Annotated in this window: 12 protein-coding genes; 9 read left to right on the top strand and 3 right to left on the bottom strand. The window is 74.5% G+C overall.

What is annotated here, in order from left to right; all coding sequences use genetic code 11:
• The first annotated feature begins 101 nt into the window (after positions 1–101).
• From AC6CKD_RS27480 to AC6CKD_RS27460, 5 genes are all read left to right on the top strand, one after another.
• The gene (locus AC6CKD_RS27480) at positions 102–395 is read left to right on the top strand and encodes a DUF503 domain-containing protein (RefSeq protein ID WP_030161467.1); all 294 of its coding nucleotides are present in this window, start codon (positions 102–104) and stop codon (positions 393–395) included.
• Positions 396–423: 28 nt separating this feature from the next.
• Positions 424–891, top strand: a complete 468-nt coding sequence (gene rbfA / locus AC6CKD_RS27475; RefSeq protein ID WP_498330830.1) for a 30S ribosome-binding factor RbfA — start codon at positions 424–426, stop codon at positions 889–891.
• Positions 891–1799 carry a tRNA pseudouridine(55) synthase TruB gene (gene truB, locus AC6CKD_RS27470; RefSeq protein WP_498330828.1) on the top strand — a complete coding sequence of 303 codons (909 nt, stop codon included), beginning with the start codon at positions 891–893 and terminating at the stop codon, positions 1797–1799. The genes rbfA and truB overlap by 1 nt, the downstream gene beginning before the upstream one ends.
• Before the next feature lie 287 nt (positions 1800–2086).
• Positions 2087–5686 (top strand): serine protease, encoded by a 3600-nt coding sequence (locus AC6CKD_RS27465; protein WP_498330826.1) that lies wholly within the window; start codon positions 2087–2089, stop codon positions 5684–5686.
• Positions 5687–5742: 56 nt separating this feature from the next.
• Complete coding sequence (locus AC6CKD_RS27460) at positions 5743–6699, top strand: bifunctional riboflavin kinase/FAD synthetase (RefSeq protein WP_498330824.1); 957 nt, start codon at positions 5743–5745, stop codon at positions 6697–6699.
• A 113-nt stretch (positions 6700–6812) separates the two neighbouring features.
• Here AC6CKD_RS27460 and AC6CKD_RS27455 read toward each other — a convergent pair whose 3' ends face one another.
• From AC6CKD_RS27455 to eccE, 3 genes are all read right to left on the bottom strand, one after another.
• The gene (locus tag AC6CKD_RS27455; protein WP_498330822.1) at positions 6813–9635 is read right to left on the bottom strand and encodes an SCO5717 family growth-regulating ATPase; all 2823 of its coding nucleotides are present in this window, start codon (positions 9633–9635) and stop codon (positions 6813–6815) included.
• A gap of 2090 nt (positions 9636–11725) precedes the next feature.
• Positions 11726–12556 (bottom strand): hypothetical protein, encoded by an 831-nt coding sequence (locus AC6CKD_RS27450; RefSeq protein WP_498330821.1) that lies wholly within the window; start codon positions 12554–12556, stop codon positions 11726–11728.
• Positions 12553–13842 carry a type VII secretion protein EccE gene (gene eccE / locus AC6CKD_RS27445; RefSeq protein WP_498330819.1) on the bottom strand — a complete coding sequence of 430 codons (1290 nt, stop codon included), beginning with the start codon at positions 13840–13842 and terminating at the stop codon, positions 12553–12555. Before eccE ends, AC6CKD_RS27450 begins: the two co-directional genes overlap by 4 nt.
• Positions 13843–14102: 260 nt before the next feature.
• Here eccE and eccB point away from each other — a divergent pair, with 260 nt between their 5' ends.
• From eccB to AC6CKD_RS27425, 4 genes are all read left to right on the top strand, one after another.
• Positions 14103–15695 (top strand): type VII secretion protein EccB, encoded by a 1593-nt coding sequence (gene eccB / locus AC6CKD_RS27440; protein ID WP_498330817.1) that lies wholly within the window; start codon positions 14103–14105, stop codon positions 15693–15695.
• A complete protein-coding gene (gene mycP / locus AC6CKD_RS27435) occupies positions 15695–16990 on the top strand; it encodes a type VII secretion-associated serine protease mycosin (protein ID WP_498330815.1) in 1296 nt (431 codons plus the stop codon). Before eccB ends, mycP begins: the two co-directional genes overlap by 1 nt.
• A gap of 215 nt (positions 16991–17205) precedes the next feature.
• Positions 17206–17547 (top strand): WXG100 family type VII secretion target, encoded by a 342-nt coding sequence (locus AC6CKD_RS27430; protein ID WP_498330813.1) that lies wholly within the window; start codon positions 17206–17208, stop codon positions 17545–17547.
• Positions 17548–17598: 51 nt separating this feature from the next.
• Positions 17599–17907, top strand: coding sequence for a WXG100 family type VII secretion target (locus AC6CKD_RS27425; protein WP_498330811.1), 309 nt, complete (start codon positions 17599–17601; stop codon positions 17905–17907).
• Positions 17908–17942: the final 35 nt, after the last annotated feature.

The following is a 17942-nucleotide window of genomic DNA, read 5'->3' as shown; positions in this document are numbered from 1 at the left end:
CCGTCGATCGGCCCCGGCCGTTGCGTGTACGGTTCTGATGACCCTGCCGCGCGACGGCCGGCAGGCCACCGAACCCGCACCGGCGGGATATCCGGAACTGCATGTACGTGGGGACTCTGTCCTTCGATCTGCTCCTCGGCGACGTTCACTCGCTGAAGGAGAAACGCTCCGTCGTCCGGCCCATCGTGGCCGAGCTCCAGCGCAAGTTCTCAGTGAGCGCGGCCGAAGTGGGCGACCAGGACCTGCACCGCAGGGCCCGTATAGGGGTCGCTCTGGTGAGTGGGGACACGGGGTTCCTCTCGGACGTACTGGACCGCTGCGAGCGGCTGGTCGCGGCACGTCCGGAAGTGGAGCTGCTGTCGGTACGACGCCGGCTCCACGGTGATGAAGACTGAACGCAAGACTTGAGAAGGAGACGGACCAGTGGCCGACAATGCGCGGGCGAAGAAGCTGGCGGACCTCATCCGGGAGGTGGTGGCCGAGAAGCTGCAGCGTGGCGTCAAGGACCCCCGCCTCGGTACGCACGTGACCATCACGGACAGCAGGGTCACCGGCGACCTGCGGGAGGCCACGGTCTTCTACACGGTCTACGGGGACGACGAGGCCAGGGCCAACGCGGCAGCGGGCCTGGAGAGCGCGAAGGGCGTACTGCGCTCCGCGGTCGGCCGGGCGGCGCAGACCAAGTTCACGCCGACCCTGACCTTCGTGGCGGACGCCCTCCCGGAGACCGCCAAGGGCATCGAGGACCTCCTGGAGAAGGCGCGTACCTCCGACGCCCAGGTGCGGGAGGTGTCCTCCGGCGCCCAGTACGCCGGCGACGCCGACCCGTACAAGAAGCCCGACGAGGACGACGCCGACGGCTCTGACGAAGACGGGGACGCATCCGCGTAATGAGCACCAACGCAGGGAAGACTCCGGACGGCCTGGTCATCGTCGACAAGCCGTCCGGTTTCACTTCGCACGACGTGGTCGCCAAGATGCGCGGGATCGCCAAGACCCGCCGCGTCGGCCACGCCGGCACGCTCGACCCGATGGCGACGGGCGTGCTGGTCCTGGGCGTCGAGAAGGCCACCAAGCTCCTCGGCCACCTCGCGCTCACGGAGAAGGAGTACCTCGGCACCATCCGGCTGGGCCAGAACACCCTGACGGACGACGCCGAGGGCGAGATCACCTCGTCCACCGACGCCACCGGCGTCACCCGGGAGGGCGTGGACGCGGGCATCGCCAAGCTGTCCGGCGCGATCATGCAGGTCCCGTCGAAGGTCAGCGCCATCAAGATCAAGGGCGTGCGCTCCTACAAGCGCGCCCGCGACGGCGAGGACTTCGAGATCCCGGCCCGCCCGGTGACCGTCTCCTCGTTCCAGGTGTACGACATGCGGGAGGCGGAGGCCGAGGACGGCACCAAGGTCGTCGACCTCGTCGTCTCCGTGGTCTGCTCCAGCGGTACGTACATCCGCGCGCTCGCGCGGGACCTCGGCGCCGACCTCGGCGTCGGCGGGCACCTCACGGCGCTTCGGCGCACGCGGGTGGGCCCGTACAAGATCGACCGGGCGCGCACGCTCGACCAGCTCCAGGAGGAGCTGACCGTCATGCCGATCGGCGACGCGGCGGCCGCCGCGTTCCCGCGCTGGCAGCTCGACGCCCGGCGGGCGTCGCTGCTGGCGAACGGCGTGCGGATCGACATGCCGGAGGAGTACGAGCCCGGCAAGACGGTCGCGGTCTACGGGCCGGACGGGCAGCTGCTCGGGCTCGTGGAGAGCAAGGGCGGCAAGGCGAAGTCGCTGGCCGTCTTCGTCTGATCGGGTTGGTCCGTCTGCTGCGGCCGATGCGTCTGATCCGGCCGGGGCGGACGGCCGGCCTTCGATTGACGTGGAGCGGTGAGCGCACATGGACTGCTGCTCACCGCTCCACGACCCCCCTCGGGTAGGTCTCTATCCACCCGGACCCTCTTATTCACCCGTCCGAGCAGGCGCTCGGAGTGAATGGAGGGAGCGTAAGGGGGCGCTTTCGCCACGCGTGCTGTTCTTGCTGATCTTCACCTGCCTACCGTCGTGCCTACGGGGCACGCGCGGCGGGGAGTGGTGCGGTGACGGCGGAACTGATCAGGATCTGCGATCTCGCCGGGCGGCCGCGCGGGAGCGGGTTCGTCGCGGACGACCGCGGGACGGTGCTCACCAGCCACGGGGCGGTGGACGGAATGGCCCGGCTGGTCCTGCACGGGCCGGCGCCGGGGGAGCGGACCTGGACGGCTGGGGCCTCGGACGTGACCGCCCTGCCGGAGCTGGGGCTGGCGCTCGTACGCAGTGACGGGCTCGGGGTCCGGCCGCTGCCGGTCGCGCCGCGGGGGGTGATCGCTCCCGGGACGTACGTACGGCTGTCCGCGCGGGGCTGGCGCCAGGCGCGGGTGCTCGGCGCTGCCGAGGCCACCCGCACGGCGACGGACCGCTTCCACCTGCTCCCGGCCGCGCTGGAACTCGCCATCGGGACCGACGGGCGCGACGCGCTGCGGCTCGGCGGCGAGGTCTGCGGGGGACCGGTGCTGGACGCCGGAACCGGAGCGGTGCTCGCGGTGCTGGGCACCGCTCTGCGGGCGGAGCACCGATCCGGGGGCCTCGCCGTGCCCCTCGTGGCCGCGGCCGCCGCCGATCCGGACGGGCCCCTCGCCGCGCTGCTGGAACGCAACGCCGCCACCGTGCCGGGCTACGGCGCCGACCTGAACCTCGCGGGAGCCCTGCAGCTCACCGGGACCACGCTGGGCGCGGCCCTCGCAGCCCGGGGACCGGAACCGGTGGACCGTCCGGAGATCGCCGCCGAACTCGACGCCTTCACCGCCGGGGACCGCGCGGTCCTCGCCCTGGTCGGCCGCCCCGGAACCGGCCGCACCACCGCACTCGCCGCCCTGGCGGTACGCCGTGCCCGCGGCCCGCGCCCGGCCCCGACCCTCTGGCTGCGCGGCGCCGACCTGCGGGCCGAGGACACCTCGCTGGCCGACGCCGTGGCCCGGGCGCTGACGGAGGCGGGCCGGATCCTGGAGGTGCCGGCCGCCGCTCCGGGACCAGACCCCGCATCGGAGCTGGCCGCACTCGTGGCTTCGGCCGGGCGGGCCCTGCTCGTCGTCCTGGACGGGCCCGAGGAGATGCCGCCGCGGCTCGCGGAGCGGGCCGGGCCGTGGACCGCGGCCACCGCCGCCTGGCTCGGCGCGAGCGGGGCCCGCCTCGTCGTGGCCGCCCGTCCCGAGCACTGGGAGGCGGCCGGGCGGCTCTACCCGCCGGGGATGCTCCGCACCCCGGCCCGGCCGGCCCGGCGGCTGCCGCCCGCGGTCCCGATCGGCGATCTCACCCCCGAGGAGGCGGCTTCGGCCCGCGCCCGGCTGGGGATCCCGGCCGGCGCCGTCGCCGCAGCCGACGCCCGGCACCCGCTCACGCTGCGGCTGCTCGCGGAGGTCCGCGCGGCCGGGGTCACCGCGGGCAGTCCGTCGCGCGACGAGGTGTTCGCCGCGCACCTGGACCTGCTGTGCCTGCGCGTGGCCGTCCGGGTGTCCGCCGCGCTCCCGCAGCCCCGTAGACACGGCGGGGCCGCGGACCCGGGCGGCGCCGACGGGCCGGACCCGGCCGGGGTGCACGGCCCCGGGGCGGTCCGGCTGGCCGCGCGGGTGGCCGGGCGGGTGCACGAAGCCGCCCGGCGGTGTCTGGGACCCGGCCGGGGACAAGTGGACCGGGCCGCCTTCGAGGAACTGTTCCCCTGGCGGTCGGGGTGGGCCTCCGCGGTGCTCGCCGAGGGGCTGCTGGTGCCCGCCGGCGAGGGCTACCGCTTCGCCCACGAGGAGTTCGCCGACTGGGTGCAGGCCGCCCACCTGGACCTCCCCGCCGCCCTGGACACCCTGGGCCGCGACGTGCCCCGCCACCGCATCGGGCCCGTGCTGGAGGCCCTGCGCCTGCTTCCGCCGGGGGAGCGGGCGGCGGTGCTGGCACGGCTCGTGGCCCTGCTCGGCGAGGCCACCGGCCCCGAACCCCGGTGGTGGGCCGCCCGCCTGGTCGGCGAGACCCTGCTCGGCGCCCCCGACGCCACGCCGTACCTCCCGGTCCTGCGGGCCCTGGCCGGACACCTGGCCGGACACCCGGCCGGGCCCGCCCCGGCGGGCGGCACCCGGACCCCGCCCCGGGCGGACGGACCGTGCCCGGCCCCGGCGGCCCCGCCCCCGGCCGGCTCCGCGGCGTACGCGGGCGCCCTGGGCGATCCCGGCCCGGCAGGGGGCACCGGGTGGGCGGGACCCCGAACCGCCGGGGATCCGCGGAGCCCCGACCAGACGGGCGGCGCGCGGACCGCCCAGGGCTGCGGGGACTCCGAGGAGGGGGAGTTCGGCGGCTGGTTCTGGACCCGGGTGCGGGTGGCCGAGGCCGAGCGGTTCGAGCTGCTGCGGCGGCTGGTGCCGCACGACCACCGCCTCCTCGATGCCGCCGCCCGGCGGCTGGTCCGCGCACCGCGGCTCGTGCAGCCGCTGCTCTGCTGCTGGTTCCGCGACGAGCGGCGGCTGACCGGGCGGCCCGGCGCCACCGTAGCCACCGCCGCGCAGGCGCTGCTGCACACCCACCGCCGCCTCGCCGTCGACGACCTCGCCGAGGCGCTCGTCACCGCCGCCCACCCCCGCGCCGACGAGCTGCTCGCCGTACTCGCCGAGGACGAGCCCTCCGCCCTCAGCCGGGCCGTGGACCGCTGGGCCCACGACGAACGGCCGGGCCGCCGGGTCGCGGCCGCCGCGTACGGGCCGCTCACCGCCCCGCACGTACGGACACCCGCCGACCGGGAGCTGCTGCGCTACGCCGCGCAGGCCCTCCTCGCCCGCCCCGCGGACTCCTCCCTGCACGGCAGCGCCCTCGGGATGCTGCTCCGCGACCCCCAGGTACGGGCCCGCTACCTTCCCGAGGCACTCGCCTGCTTCCGCGACCCCGGGCGCGGTCCGCGGCTGCCCGCCGCCGCGCTGGTCGCCGCGCTCCCCGTGCTGCCCGACCCGGACGCGGTGTTCGCCGTCCTGCGGGAGCGGGCCGACGGGGAGGTCGTGCGCGCGCTGGCCGCGCTGACCACGCCGGGCCTGGCGCGGCGCGCGGCCGACCTCGTACGGGACCACCTCGCGGGGCATCCGCAGGACGCCGCGCACGCCGCCGAGTTCGTGGACCGGCGGCTCGAACAGGGGCTGGCGGCCGCCCCCGTGCTCCGTCCGCTCGTACGGGACCTGCTGGGCTCCGGCCCGCCCCCGGTCCGGGCCGCACTGGCCGGCGTACTGGCCGCCCCGGGCACCGAGTCCTCGCACACCCTCCGCGGCGAGCTGGCCGAGGCACTGCTCCGCGAGGAGCTCGACCCGTCGGTGCTCGACACCTTCCTCGGCGCGCTGGCGGCGGGGGCGGCCGCCAGCGCGCCCGACCGTACCCGGGAACTCCTGCGGCGCACCGGCCGGCAGTTGCTGCGGGCACCGGGCGGGCCGGCCGTCTTCGAGCGGCGCACGGTCGAGCTGGCGCGCGCCGAGCCGGCCTTCGGGGCGCTCGTGGCCCGCTGGCTGGAGCGTGCGCCGCAGGAGGCGGCGGCGCTGCTCGGGCCGAGCGCGCGCCGGACCGTCGAGACCCTGACCCACAGCGCGTCCCCGCCGCACGACGCCGATGATGGGCGGCGGCCACCGGCATGGCAGTCTTAGACCTGCAATCGGCAACCAGGACAGGGCCTAAAGGGTTCGGGCGAGGAGCGGTCACAGTGCAGCGCTGGCGTGGCTTGGAGGACATCCCCCAGGACTGGGGACGCGGCGTCGTCACCATCGGCTCCTACGACGGCGTCCACCGGGGTCATCAGCTGATCATCGGACGGGCCGTGGCCAAGGCCCGGGAGCTCGGGGTCCCCTCCGTCGTCGTCACCTTCAGCCCGCACCCGAGCGAGGTCGTGCGCCCCGGCAGCCACCCGCCGATCCTGGCCCCCTACGACCGGCGCGCCGAGCTGATGGCCGGGCTGGGTGTGGACGCGCTGCTGATCCTGCCCTTCACGGCGGAGTTCTCGCAGCTGTCCCCGGCCGACTTCATCGTGAAGGTGCTCGTCGACAAGCTGCACGCGCTGGCGGTCATCGAGGGGCCGAACTTCCGCTTCGGCCACAAGGCCGCCGGCAACGTCGAGTTCCTGCGGCAGCTCGGCGCCACCTACGACTACGAGGTCGAGGTCGTGGACCTGGTGGAGCGCGGCGAGGCGGGCGGCGGAGTGCCGTTCTCCTCCACGCTCGCGCGCAAGCTCGTGGCGCAGGGCGACATGGACGGGGCGGCCGAGATCCTGGGGCGCCCGCACCGGGTCGAGGGCGTCGTGGTGCGCGGTGCGCAGCGCGGGCGCGAGCTCGGCTACCCGACGGCGAACGTGGAGACGCAGCCGCACACCGCGATCCCGGCCGACGGGGTGTACGCGGGCTGGCTGACGGCGGACGGCGAGCGGATGCCGGCGGCGATCTCGGTCGGCACGAACGTGCAGTTCGACGCCACCGAGCGGACCGTGGAGGCGTACGCGATCGACCGCATCGGACTGGACCTGTACGGCATGCACGTGGCCGTCGACTTCCTCGCCTACGTGCGCGGGATGGCGAAGTTCGAGTCGCTGGACGGGCTGCTGGAGGCCATCGCGGACGACGTGAAGCGCGCGCGGGTGCTGACGGACGCGTACGACGCGGAGCACTGACGGCCCCAAGGGCCCACGGCCGACCGGGCCGTTGGACGTGAGCAACGGGCGAGGGCCCGTACCGTCCCGGGGAATCCGGGGGCGGTACGGGCCCTCGTGCGCGTGCCGGCCGGTCAGCCCAGCCGCGGATCGCGCGGGGGCCCGCCGGGCTGGGGCTGACCGGGCTGCTGGGGCCAGGGCCGGCCGGGGGTGGGGTAGGGCTGCTGCCCGTACGGGGGCGGCTGCTGCTGCTGCGGCTGTTGCGGCTGCTGCGACTGCGCTTGTGGCTGCGGCTGCGGGTAGGGCTGCTGGGGCGGCTGCGGCTGGCCCCAGTGGTTCTGGGGCGCTTGCTGCTGGGCGCGGATGAAGTCCTCGGCGACCAGGGCGGAGAGGTTGAAGTAGGCCTCGCGCGTCTTGGGCCGGAGCATGTCGAGGTCGACCTCGGCGCCGGCCGCGAGGTGGTCGTCGAAGGGGACCACGACGACACCGCGGCAGCGGGTCTCGAAGTGCCGCACGATGTCCTCGACCTTGATCATCTTGGCGGTCTCGCGGACCCCGGAGATCACCGTGAGGGAGCGCGAGACGAGGTCGGCGTACCCGTGCGCGGAGAGCCAGTCGAGGGTGGTGCTGGCGCTGCTCGCGCCGTCCACCGACGGGGTCGAGATGATGATCAGCTGATCGGCCAGGTCCAGGACCCCGCGCATGGCGGAGTAGAGGAGGCCGGTGCCCGAGTCGGTGAGGATGATCGGGTACTGGCGGCCGAGCGTCTCGATGACGCGGCGGTAGTCCTCGTCGTTGAAGGCCGTCGAGACGGCCGGGTCCACGTCGTTGGCGATGATCTCCAGACCCGAGGGCGCCTGGGAGGTGAACCGGCGGATGTCCATGTACGAGTTCAGGTACGGGATCGCCTGGACCAGGTCCCGGATCGTGGCCCCGGTCTCGCGGCGCACGCGGCGGCCGAGGGTGCCGGCGTCGGGGTTCGCGTCGATGGCCAGGATCTTGTCCTGGCGCTCGGTGGCGAGCGTGGCGCCGAGGGCGGTGGTGGTCGTGGTCTTGCCGACGCCACCCTTGAGGCTGATGACGGCGATCCGGTAGCAGGACATGACCGGCGTGCGGATCAGCTCCAGCTTGCGGCGCCGCTCCGCTTCGGCCGCCTTGCCGCCGAAGCGGAACAGGCCGCCGCCACCGGAGGCGTTGTTGCCGCTCTTCGCCTTCTGCTTGCCGCGGAGCAGGCGGTCGGAGGACAGCTCGACGGCCGCGGTGTAGCCGAGGGGGGCGCCGCCGGAGGGCTGGGGGGTGCCGTAGCGGGGATCGTGCGCGTGGGGGCCCTGGGGGCCATGCGGGCCTTGGGGGCCGGGGCCCTGGGGGCCTTGCTGCCACGGGCCGCCGCCGTGGGGGTCGGCGTACTGCTGCTGATGCTGGGCGGGCGGGGGGAACCCGTAGCCGGGGTCCGCCTGCTGGGGGTGCTGCTGCTGTTGCTGCTGCGCGGGCGGGAATCCGTATCCGGCGTCCGGCGTCCGGGGCTGGGGCCGCGAAGGCGGCTGGATGTCGTATCCGCCGCCCTGGGAGGCCGGAGGTGTGGACAACTCCGGGGACCACTGCGGACGTTCGGAACCGGGAGCCGCGTCGGACCCGGCGGATCCCTCGAAGGTGCCCGCCGCCCGCGGCGCCGGCACGACCGTCCCCGCGGGGGGAGTGGGCGTACGCACGATGCCGGCGTACGGAGCCGCTGCGTCCGGCTGGGCGGGCGGGGCGGACGCGTACGGGTCGCTCAAACCGCCCCGCTCGGCAGCGGACTCGGGCGAAGCCGGGGCGTAGGGCTCGCCCGGGGAGCTCTGCGCATCCGACGGGTGCGCCGGGTCGGCGGGCACGGACTCCGAAGACGGCGGCGCGGCACCGTCGGCGCGACCGGCCGCCGAGGCGTCGGACGCGGCGGCACTGCCCGGGGCCGGCGCGTGAGGCGGAGCCGGGGTGTACGGCGGAAGTCCGGAGTCCGCACCGGACACCGACGGGTTCGACGGCTGGGCGCGCTCCGGTCCGGGCGTCTGCGGCGGGGCGGCGCTGTCCGAAGCCGACGCGTACGACGGCTGCGCGGTAGCCGGGGCCGGCGCATGCGGCAGGACGGCGGTGTCCGGTGCCGAGGGGTTGGACGGAAGTCCGGTGGCGGGTGCCGACTGGTGCGGGGTGGCGGTGCTGTCCGGAGCCGGCGGCGGGTACGACGCCAGGGCGGCGTCCGGGGCGGAGGGGTAGGGCGGGAGGGCGGTGTCCGGTGCCGAGGGGTTGGACGGAAGTCCGGTGGCGGGTGCCGACTGGTGCGGGGTGGCGGTGCTGTCCGGAGCCGAGGGCGGGTACGACGCCAGGGCGGCGTCCGGGGCGGAGGGGTAGGGCGGGAGGGCGTTGTCCGGTGCCGAGGGGTTGGACGGAAGTCCGGTGGCCGGTGCCGACGGGCTCGACGGAAGTCCGGCGCCGGGGGCCGGGGCGTGGGGGAGGGCGGTGCTGTCCGGAGCGGACGGGTACGACGGCCGGGCGGCGCCCGGCGCCGACGGGCAGGGCGGGACGACGGTGCCCGGGGCCGACGGGTGCGGCGGGGCGGAGGTGCCCGTAGCCGGAGAGTACGGCGCGGCCGAGGAGCCGGCCGTCAGCGCCGTGGGTGCGCCGGGGGTGCCCGCGTACGGCATGGCCGAGGCCGGTGCGTCCGAGGCCGTGCGCGGAGCCGGCGGGGCGATGCGCATCGTCGGAGGGCTCTCCAGTTCCGACGGCGGCCGGTGCGGCTCGAAGCCGCTCCCCTCGGGCAGCCCCGGGATCGCGGCGGCCGCCGGAGCCGCGCCCTGCGTGTACCAGGCCGGCGGGGTGTAGTCGATGGTGAACTCGCCCGTCAGTTCGGGCTCCGCGTCGGACTGATCGTCCGTCGGGACGTCCCACGTCCCGCCGCGCCTCTCGTTCCGATCGCCGCTCACTGGTCCTCCTGATCTGTCGAACACTGGTCCGGCGTCCCACCGCGCCACGCCGGCGCCCAGCCTAATCGTGTCCCGCAGCCGATATCCGCCCCCGTCCGCCCGACCCCGAGGCCGACCACGGGGTACGAGCCGCCTCCATCCTGCCCATACGGCAGTGTCCCGGGCCAATCCCCGCCCCTCCGACCCGCCACATCACCACGGCGGCCCCGCTCCCGACCTGCCCGCCGTGCCCTACCGCGCCTGGGCGGCCCCGGCATGCGCGCGCAATCCCCACCCCACCCGTTCCCGCCCTGCGGATCCCCAACCCGCCCGTACTGCCCCGGCACGCCCTTGTTGGCCTCACCTGTCCTGGCGCTGCCGGTTCCCGGCCTTGCGTCCCGGGGGTGCCTGCTCCTGGCCGGGCCGTCCCGGCTCGCGCGGTTCGGCCGGCCGGGTTTCTGGCCTGCGTGTTCCGAGTCTCCGGGTCCACCGGTTCCTGGCCCGCCTGCTTGCCTGCCCGCATGTCCTCATGCTGCTGGTTCCGGGCCTCGCGCGTCCCTGGTTTGCCTGCTCCTGGCCGGTCGGCCAAGCCCAACTCGGTTCGGCCTGCTGGTGCCCTGCCTGCCCATCCGGCGCTGCATGGCTCCGGGCCCGCCAGCTCCCGGCTTGCTCATCCAGGCATGTCGGTTCAGGCCCGTCGGATACTGGCACGCCCGTGCATGCTCCGCTGGTTCCCGGCCCAGCCCGCTCTTCCGGCCCACCTTCCGGCCCGTCGGTCCTCACCTGCCTGCCCAGTCCGTCGGTCCGCCGGTCTGCCGGTCCGCCTGCCTGTCCCGGTCCGCCCGTCAGGGGCCTGCCCGTACCGGCCCGGCCCGCCGGTTCCCGGGTCGTTCGGTTCCGTCCGCTGGTTCTAGGCGTCCCGTGCGGAGGCTCCCGTCTGCCGCCTCTGGGCGGGGCTCGTGCCGCGATTCCCGGTCAACCAGTTCTCGGCTTGCTCAGTTCGGCCTGCTGATCCTCGTCTGCCCATTCCGGGCCTGCCGGTTCTCCGCAGGTCTGAGCACGTTCTGCCGGTTCCCGGCTCACCCTCTGGTCCGACGGATTCCGCGTGGCCGTTCAGGGGTTGCATGCTTCCGAACTGCCTTTACCAGCACGCTCGTTCCGCCCACAGGTTCCTGAACCGCCGCTTCCCCGACCGCTGGGCTGCAAGCCTGGCGGCTTCCCGCACTGCCGTACTGCCGCTTCTCGGTCATGCCAGCAGTGGCCTGCCCGCTCCCGGCCCGTCGGAAGCCCGGTTCCGGTCCCTCATCAGGGCCACCGGCGATCTGGACCGCCTGCTGCGGCCCGCAGGCCCACCTGCTTGCGGTCTGCCCGGCGGCCCCGCACCTGTGCAGGCGCCCAACCGGCAGCCCCGAGCCGCCATCCCCGAACCGGTACCTCCCGAGTGCACACCCCGCGACCCCGAGTCCCCCGTGAGGCTGAACCTCGCGGTACTCCCGGGCTCCGCGGGCGAGCACCCCGACCTCCCGGGCTCCGCAGACGAGCACCCCGGGACCGCAGGGCTCCACCAACGCCAACCCGGTACTCCCCGGCTCCGCGGGCGAACGCAGAGACCGCCGGGCTCCGCCGACCGCCATCCCGGCACTCCTGGGCTACGCGGGCGAGCACCCCGACCTCCCGGGCTCCGCAGACGAGCATCCCGGGACCGCAGGGCTCCACCAACGCCAACCCGGTGCTCCCCGGCTCCGCGGGCGAGCACCCCGACCTCCCGGGCTCCGCAGACGAGCACCCCGGGACCGCAGGGCTCCACCAACGCCAACCCGGTGCTCCCCGGCTCCGCGGGCGAGCACCCCGACCTCCCGGGCTCCACCGACCGCCAACCCGGCACCGCCCGGGCTCCGCCGACCGCCAACCGGTACTCCCGGCTCCACGGGCGGCCGCACCCCCGCACCACTGGCCCCGTCACCGTGAAACGAACCTCGCGCCACCCCGCACTCCGCAGCCGAGCGCCCTGGCATCCTGCGCTGGGCCCGCCGGCGACCACGCGCCGCCCCGGGCGCCGCAGCCCCGGCCCCGCTCCGCCCCGTCCCGCTGCGGCAAGGCCCCGCCCCGGTTCAGTCGATGCGCCGCGCCGGACCCAGCAAGCCCGTCTCCCCGTCCGTCGGCTGCGTCATCACGAACTGCCGGTCCCGCTCCGTGCACCACAGCGTGACCCCGTCGCCCAGCGTCGGCAGCGACTCCACCGCCGCCGCGGGCAGCCGCATCAGGCGGCCGAGCTGCTCCGCCTCGTCCGGGGAGACCCGCTGGATGCCGACCAGGGAGGCGTTGCGCACCAGTCGGGGGGCCGCCGGGCTCAGGTACGGGAGCAGCGTCAGGACCGACTGCCAGGGTCCCGCCGCCACGCGCCCCCGCGGCGGACGCATGCCGCAGTCGCGGATCACCAGGACCGGACTGCCCGCCGACGCGCCCTGCGGCGGCACCCGGCCCACGTCGTGCAGGGTCACGCACTGCTGACCCCCGCCCGCCGCCTGCGCCAGGCCGGACCACACCTGGCCGCGCCCGGTCTCCACCGTCACCCGCGCGCCCGTGGCAGCCGCCCGCAGGGCCAGGACCTGCGCCGTCCACAGGCCGCCGATCAGCGTGACCTCGTACGGTGTCGGCCGGTTGATGCCGAGGACCGCCGGGCGGCCCGCGGAGTCCACGCCGATGACGACCCCGTCGTCCCCGACCGGCAGCGCGAGCTCGTCCAGGTCGGCCGCCTGGACCACGTGCCGCTCCCGCCGCGGGCCGACCAGCCCGAAGCCACCCCGCACCGAACCCGAACGAGAGCTAGTTCCCGTACCCGTACCCGTACCCGTACCCGTACCCGTACCCGTACCCGTACCCGTACCCGTACCCGTACCCGTACCCGTACCCGTGCCCGATCCCGATCGAGAGCCCCTCATCGCGCTCCTCCCAACGGGAGCGACGCCAGCAGCCCCGGCACCTGCTCCCGGTCCAGCCGCACCAGCCCGGCCTTGACTCCCCGAGCGGTCTGTTCCAGTCCGCGCCGTGCGGCGATCAGTTCCTCGTCGCTGCGCCCGGTGACCCGTACGTGCCCGGTCAGCGTGACCTCGTGCCGCGCGGCCGGGGTCATCGTCAGGCTGAAGTTCGTCGCCAGCGCCGGCAGCGAGGTCAACAGCGCCACGAACTGCGGCAGTCCGGCCCCGCTCCCGCCCAACTGGGGCCAGCGGCTGATCCAGTACGTGGTGTGCCGCCGGTCGTCGCAGCGCCAGGTCCGCGAGGTCTCCTCGGTACGCCGTCCCGTGGCCGCCGACCGCCCCGCCTGGGTGATCGCCATCGGGTTCGCGCACGAGGAAGTCGCCAGCGCGCCCGTCAGTTCCTGCTCCGTGAGCACCGTCGCGCGGAACCCGGCCCCCGCGAGCCTGCTCGCCAACTGGTCCGCGACCCGCACCAGACACCGCTGCGCACCCGGCAGCCCGCCCCCGCGCGCGGTGACCGCGTCGGGGCACAGCTCCGGATCCAGCTTGAGCGCGATCCACGTCAGGCGCACCGCGGGGCTCCCGGTCAGGGCCTGGAGCGGGGCGTAGTTGCGCGCGGCCATCGACTGGGCCGGCAGGTGCGGCGCCGGCGCCGGCTGGGTGTGCTGCACGAGCTGTGCGGACTCCAGCCGGATGCCGTCCACTTCGAGGACGTCCCGTACGAGGGCCAGCGGCAGCGGCCGCGCCCCCCGGTCGGGCCGCAGCGCGGTGGCGTCCGTGTCGACCTGGACCACCGCCGTCAGGAACGTGCCGTCGCCGACCATCCCGACGGGCCGTCGGTCACGGTCGCGCTCCCGGTCCCGCTCGCTGAACGTGAGCGTCCGCAACGCCGGATCGGCCTCGACGAGCGGGGCCAGCCCCGGCTCCGTACCGGCCCGCACCGCCGTGGCGGCGGCCCGGCGGCGGCGTGCGCGCAGCGCCAGCGCGCCGCCGATCCACTCGGGCAGCGAGCGCCGGTGCCTGCGTACGACCGCGAGCAGGACGAGGACCAGGGCGAGCACACCGGCCGGCGCCAGCAGCAGCGGCTCCACCACCCAGGCCGCCAACAGGGCCGCCGCGGCGACCTGGAGGAGCACCAGCTGTTGCAATCGGAACGGCCCGAAACGGCCGGGACCGGACTTGGGATGCGGGGTCACTCCGGCGCGCGCGGGTGCGGGCGCCCCGGTCCGCGGCCTCACGGCAGTGGCCATCACTCGCGCACCTCACCTTTTCGGGGTTCGTACTCCTGAGCCCCGGCAGCACGCGCGACAGCCGGCCGCTCGCCCCCGGAATCTCACCAATCCGCCCCAACACCCCTGTTTCCCCCGGCCCGGAAGGCGTGGAGCGGCTGCCTCAGCCTACCCGGCCCCCATCCACCCTCCGTCAAGAGGCATAGTAGGTGGCCGGTCGGACAATAGAGGCCCGGAGACCGTACCCACCGACCGGGCCGTGCGGGGAGAATCAGGCGGCCATGGCCTCACGACGTGACGAGCTCAACGCGTACACCTTTGCGAAGCGACGCACGGTGGCCGCGTTCCTTCAGCCTTCCGCGAGCGGATCCGAGGAGGGTGCTCCGCGACCGCTGCGCGCCGTCCTGCCCGGTGTGATCACCGCGGCGCTCGTCCTCGCGGCCTTCGGAGCCTGGGGGATGTTCAAGCCGACGGCCCCCAAGGGATGGGACACCCCCGGCGACCACGTCATCGTCGGCAAGGACTCGACGACCCGTTACGTCGTCCTGACCACCAAGGTCAACGGCAAGGACCAGACCCGGCTGCACCCGGTGCTGAACCTCGCCTCCGCCCGGCTGCTCCTCGACCCCTCCAAGGCCAAGGTCGTCCAGGTCGCGGACAAGGTGCTGGACGCGGGCAAGCTCCCGCGCGGTCCCATCATCGGCATCCCGTACGCCCCCGACCGGCTGCCCGCCCCGGCGGACGCGGGGAAGGCCAAGCGCTGGGCCGTCTGCCAGCAGCCCGGCGGCAACGGCAAGGGCGTGCAGACGGCCACCTTCGTCCTGGCCGACCGCGAGGCGCACCTGATGGACGACGGACGCCGGCTCTCCGAGTCCCAGGCCCTGTACGTCCAGAGCACCGGCCCGGGCAAGGCCCGCTACCTCGTCGACGCGGCGGGCACGAAGTACAAGTTCCCCGAGGGCACCGCGGACGCGCGCACGATGACCAACGCCCTCGTCGGCGGCAGCGCCGTCCCGCAGCCGGTCTCCGAGGAGTGGCTGGCCACCCTCGGCTCCGGCGACGAGCTGGCCTTCCCCGAAATTCCGGGTGCGAAGGCCGGGACGCCCGCCGGGGTCAAGGGCCTGGCCAGCACGGACGACAAGGTCGGCATGGTGCTGAAGGCCGTGACCGGCGCCGGCGCGCAGCACTACCTGGTGCTGCCCGGCAAGGTCGTCCCCGTTTCCGACTTCACCGCCTGGCTGTTGATCTCCTCGCCCGAGACCGACCGGCTCGACATGCACGGCAAGCCCCACGAGGTGGACCTCCAGGCCATCAACCCGGACCGCACGTTCTTCAAGGCCAACATGAAGTGGCCGCAGAAGAAGACCGAGCGGATCAACGTGGTCCGTGCGCCCGGCGCCCCCGCCGCTGGCGCCGAGGGCGACCGCGACACCGTCTGCAGCGTGCTGCGCTCGGTCGACGCGCAGGGCGCCCAGACGCTGAGCACCTGGGCCGGCACCGGATTCCCCGTCGACATCACCGCCAGCGGTACGAGCGCCTACGTCACTCCGGGCACGGGCCTGCTCTACACCCAGGCGCAGGGCCGCCAGACCACCGCGGGCGGCGCGCTCTTCCTGGTCACCGACACCGGCCTGCGGTACGCCGTCCAGGCGAACGGCGACAGCGACGCGGCCCAGCCCTCACCCGGGCCGAGCGCGAGCCCCGGCCAGGGCGGGCCGGTCACCTCCGACGGCCGCCCCGCGCCGAGCCAGGCCCAGGCCCGGCTCGGATACGAGAAGGTGGTCCCGGTGACGGTGCCCATCGCATGGTCGGAGTTCCTCTCCAAGGGCCCCCGCCTCGACAGCAACTCCGCCCGCCAGCCGCAGGGTTCGTGATGCGGAGCACTTCGAAGCCCGCCCTCGCCGCCCTGCTGGCGGCCGCCGCCCTCACGCTGGGCGCCGCGCCGCAGCCCTCGTACGGGACCGGGACCGGGACCGGGACCGGGAACGCGTACGAGGGCGGGCGCGAGGCCTCGTACCCGAAAGCGCCCCTGCGCCTCGCGGGCGCCGGCGAGTGCACCTTCCCGATGAAGAAGCAGATCGAGGACCGGCCCTGGGCGCTCCAGCGGCTGCTGCTCGACGAGCTCTGGGCGGACACCAGGGGCCGCTCCCAGGACGGGAAGAGCGTCCGCGTGGCCGTCATCGACAGCGGAGTCGACCGGGTCAACCCGCAGCTCAGCGACGCCCTCGACATCGGGGCCGGCCGTGACTTCGTCGATGCCAAGGGCGACGGAACCGGGGACACCGTCGGGCACGGCACCAAGGTCGCCGGGCTCATCGCGGCCCGCCCGAAGCTCGGTACCGGCTTCGTCGGGCTCGCCCCCGAGGCCACGATCATCCCCATCCGGCAGAACGACGGGCAGGGCAACGGCAACGCCGAGACCCTGAGCGAGGCCATCACGCACGCGGTGTCCAAGGGCGCCCAGATCATCAACATCTCGCAGGACACCGAGGTGCCGATGACCCAGGACTCCAAGCTCGGCCAGGCCGTCAAGAAGGCCGTCGAGGCCAACGTGGTCGTCATCGCCTCGGCGGGCAACGACGGCCTGACCGGGAAGAAGCGCGCCACCTACCCGGCGGCCTTCCCCGGCGTCCTCGCCGTGGGCTCCTCGGACCGCAACAACGAGCGCGCCGCCTTCTCCCAGCCCGGTTCCTTCATCGGGATCGCGGCCCCCGGCGTCGACATGGTCTCCACCGTCCCCGGCTTCGGCCAGTGCGTGGACAACGGCACCAGCTTCTCCGCCCCCTACGTCGCCGGGGTCGCGGCCCTGCTCCGAGCCAAGCACCCGCAGTGGACCGCGCAGGAAGTGATCTGGCAGCTCCAGAACACCGCCGAGCGCTCGGTCAACGGCCACGACGACTTCGTGGGCTGGGGCGTGGTCGACCCGGTCCGCGCGCTCACCCAGTCCGCCGTGGGAGCCGAGCCCCCCAAGGCCCCCGTGGCGGACCCCGGGCCGCCCCGCGCGGCGGCACCGGAGCCGGCCGTGATGCACACGAGCGAGACGGCGCGTGAACGCGACGAGCGGCTCGGCACGTACGCGCTGGGGATCGGCGGCGTGCTCATCGCCGTGATCGCGGGGACCGCCACGGTGGTCCGGGATGCCCGGAACCGAAGGCGCCGTTTGCTGTGAACGGTCACGGTTCATCAACAGAACCCCATGGGCTGTGTTGGGTCGGGCCGATCAACTGACTACAGTGTTCGGAGGCTTCACGACTGTGATCGGGGATTGTGCGTGAAGCGGAGGGGGATCCGGGGGCGCGTGGCTTGAAACCGCCTTCTCGTAGTACCGCTCCGCCGCGCGATCCGCCGGTTCTGTCTGGCGAATTGAGAGATGAGGAGCTTCGGATGACCAACAATTTCGGACTCGCTGATGACCCGGTAAAGCAGGCACTGAACAAGATTTCGGAGACCGCCGACAGCGTCACGCGGCAGTCCCGGGAGCTGGCGGACATCCTCGCCACCGTCAGCGCCGGCTGGACCGGTGTGGGTGCGTCGGGGTTCACCTCCGCGCAGACGGTCGTCAACGAGGACCACGACGAGATCCGCCGGCTGCTCGGGGTCCTGCACAACGCGGTCGGGCAGACCAAGAACCTGAGCAACGCGCAGGACGACGACGTGGTCTCCGCGTTCCAGGCGGTCAAGGCCGGCAGCGGCGGGGGCAACACCTCAGCCCTGAACGGGATCTGACCCGCTTCCGCTTCCCACCCACCTGCCCAGCCCCGTGCGAAGGAGAAGAGCATGACCGCGAACAACGGGCACACCAAGGTCCAGTACGAGAGCGTCCAGGTGATGGCGGACCGCATCCGCATCGTCTCGGACAACATCAAGAAGGACCTCGACGAGATGGGTGCGGCCCTGACGGTCGTCACCGACACCTGGGACGGCGAGGCGCACGCCCAGTACGTCGAGCTGCAGCGCAAGTACAACGGCAAGGCCGACCACATGCGCGCCCAGCTGCGCCTCGTCGCGGACCTCATCGAGCGCGGCAAGAACGACTACCGCGCCACCGACGTGAAGGCCTCGCGCCTGTTCACCGAGGCCCACTAGGCCCGCGGTACTGCGAAGCACCGCCGAAGACGGCG

It is taken from the genome of Streptomyces sp. GQ60 (assembly GCF_059758875.1).
The sequence above is the reverse complement of the archived record's forward strand: the minus strand, read 5'-3'. Positions and strand labels throughout refer to the sequence as shown.